Origin of the sequence: Barnesiella sp. CU968, assembly GCF_905219685.1 — a bacterium.
Lineage (GTDB): Bacteria > Bacteroidota > Bacteroidia > Bacteroidales > Muribaculaceae > Lepagella > Lepagella muris_A.
This window is the reverse complement of sequence record NZ_CAJMXD010000389.1, coordinates 1-2,679: the sequence shown is the minus strand read 5'-3', so window position 1 is coordinate 2,679 and position 2,679 is coordinate 1. Positions and strand designations below refer to the sequence as shown.

Genomic DNA, 2,679 nt, shown 5'->3' with positions numbered 1-2,679 from the left:
GTATTTTATTTGTCAATACAATTAAATTAGTTAACTTTGCGGCATGAAAAAGTTGCTCTTCATATCAGTTTTTCTTATTCTGCTTTCATCATCGGAATCTTGTCTTGCCGTGAAGTGGCCTTTGCCGCGAGTGGAACTTCGCTCCCTTGACAACGCTATGAGAGAGTCAGGTAAATATTCAAAACGGAATGCCATTAAACTTGATTCTCTTAAAATGCGTCTTTCGGAAAAAAGACTGTCTGGATCTGCACGAATAGAGACCTTGATAATGATGTCGCGTTTTTGCCGTCAGAATATGTCGGATTCCTCACTCAGATATTCCGCAATGGCGGTGGATGCGTCGCGTATATACGGAAGTCTCAGAGAACGTTACCTGGCATCGCTTGTATATACGGATGCTCTTGCAGCAGCCGGATTCTTCAGTGAGGCAATATATGATTATGATTCCCTGGCAAATATACATGTAGATAAAGACAGCAGGATAGAGTTCTTTAAAGTGGGAAGACGTCTTTATTCCAACCTTAGCAATTATGTGGATGATGAAAGCAATATGGCGGCATATTATGAAGACCGTTATGTTGCGTGTGATGATAGTCTTGTGGCTCTGATGCCGGAGAATGACAATTTTCGTAAATTTATTATTGCGGAGAGGATGGTGGCTAACGGGAAATTTGCCGCAGCACGGAATGTTCTGAAAAAACTGATGGCAGAGCTTGGTCCGAACAGTAATATTTACGGCATGACAGCTTTTCAGCTTGCATCGGTTTACAAGAGTGATGGAGATCAGACTCAGTATGCCGCCTATCTTGCCAAAGCAGCTGAAAGCGACATTGTGTGTAATGTGAGAGAAGGTTTTGCACTGCCGGCATTGGCGGCGTGGCTGTACGAACAGAATGAGTTTGCCATGGCTTTCCGTTATATCAACTTCGCTCTCGAAGAGGCGTATAAGGGGAATGCCAGGGTGCGGATGGTAAGCATGGCAAGATGGGTGCCTGCCATAGACGAGGCTTACAGATGCCAGATCAGTGCTTCGCGAAATGAATGGCTATTGTTCGCTGCGGTGTCCACAACCCTGTTTGTCGCTCTCGCCGTGATGACATTCTTCCTTTTCAAGCAAATAAGCAAAAGCCGCGCAAGCCAGAAAGCCCTCGCGTCTACATCAAGGATGAAAGATGCATATATCGGTAATTTTATAGGACTTTGTTCCACATATTCCGAAAAATATTATTCCTTATTAAAACTTGTTGACAGGAAAATATCATCAGGTCAGGCTTCTGAGTTGCTCAAAACAATAAAGTCCGGGAAGATAGGTGAAGGCGAGAATGAGGATTTCTACAAAGAGATAGACTCAGTGGTGCTGACTCTGTATCCAGATTTCGTGGAAAAGGTGAACGAACTTCTTGAACCCGTGGAACGGGTTCGGTTAAAAGGAGGGCAGTTGACACCGGAGCTGCGCATCTACGCATTTGTGAGGTTGGGAGTGTCTGAAAGTACACGGATTGCGAGGATTCTCAATTATTCGGTAAATACGGTTTATGCTTATCGCAACAGAATGCGTAACCGAGCAATAGACAGAGAGCATTTCGAAGAAAATGTGCTTAAAATAGGTATTGATGACAATTGAGAGTGAGTTCGGGATAGCGAATTCTGACGATTTTTGGAATATGAAGGAAATTATGATTTTGATTATTGGGGAATTATTATTAAATTTGCGTGTTGAAAAAGAATAATAAGTAAAAATCCCCCAGAGGGAGTTATAGAATACAGAAATGGCAAATAACAAAAACGAACAGCAGGAAGATTCAACAATCGAGAAGCTGAACTCCAATCTTACTTCTGCAAGTGAGAAGATTGCAAACAACTCCAAGGTTATCTACATAGTGATAGCAGCGGTGGCTGTTGTTGCCGCGTTGATTCTCAGTTACATTTTCTTCTTCCGCAATCCTAAGGTGAACAGAGCTTTCGAAGCTTACAATCAGGTGGAGATATCCGCTGCCGGTAATGATTCCGTGGCAGCCGTGGAATATAAGAAAGTCGCCGACAAATATTCCGGTACGGATGCCGGCAAGCTTGCATACCTTAGTGCAGCTGAATCGCTCTACAATACCGGCAAATACAAAGAGGCTATTGCATGTCTTGACAATTTCTCCTCTTCTGAGTCCGTGCTTGAGTCAAACGCAATGGTTCTCAAAGGAGACTGCTTTGTAAACATCAAGAAATATGACGATGCTCTCGGTTGCTACGCCAAGGCAATCAAGAAGGCTGGAGTCAACGAACAGATTGTTCCGAGAGTCCTTCTTAAGGAAGCCAACGTATATGATGAGCAGAAAAAATATGACAAGGCGCTCGAATGCTATGAGTCAATCTCGAAAGACTATCCGACATTCGAGCCTGGCAACGGCACTACAATCAAGGCATATATAGAACGTGAGAAAGCGCGTCTCGGTAAATAAGCCGTAGTAATGAGTTGAGTGTATAAAAGGCAAATACATTTCCATAAAATAATAAAACATTTGCTTATTTTATGAAAAGGGGTTTCGGCTTTCGAGCCGGAACCCTTTTCTTTCCGGTTGGTATTGTCGATAAAAATCTGTATCTTTGTAATTAAGAAGTTGTACATTTCAAAGTGGGATCTATGATTTCTGTCGGTTGACTGATCATCGGAAGAATCTGTAATAC

The 2,679-nt window shown here is 42.7% G+C and carries 2 protein-coding genes; both read left to right on the top strand.

The features are described 5' to 3' along the window. The first annotated feature begins 43 nt into the window (after positions 1-43). Positions 44-1,624, top strand: coding sequence for a DUF6377 domain-containing protein (locus JX312_RS11930; RefSeq protein WP_204458127.1), 1,581 nt, complete (start codon positions 44-46; stop codon positions 1,622-1,624). Between the two features lie 145 nt (positions 1,625-1,769). Then, positions 1,770-2,453 (top strand): tetratricopeptide repeat protein, encoded by a 684-nt coding sequence (locus tag JX312_RS11925; protein ID WP_123406245.1) that lies wholly within the window; start codon positions 1,770-1,772, stop codon positions 2,451-2,453. The last annotated feature ends 226 nt before the right edge of the window (positions 2,454-2,679 follow it).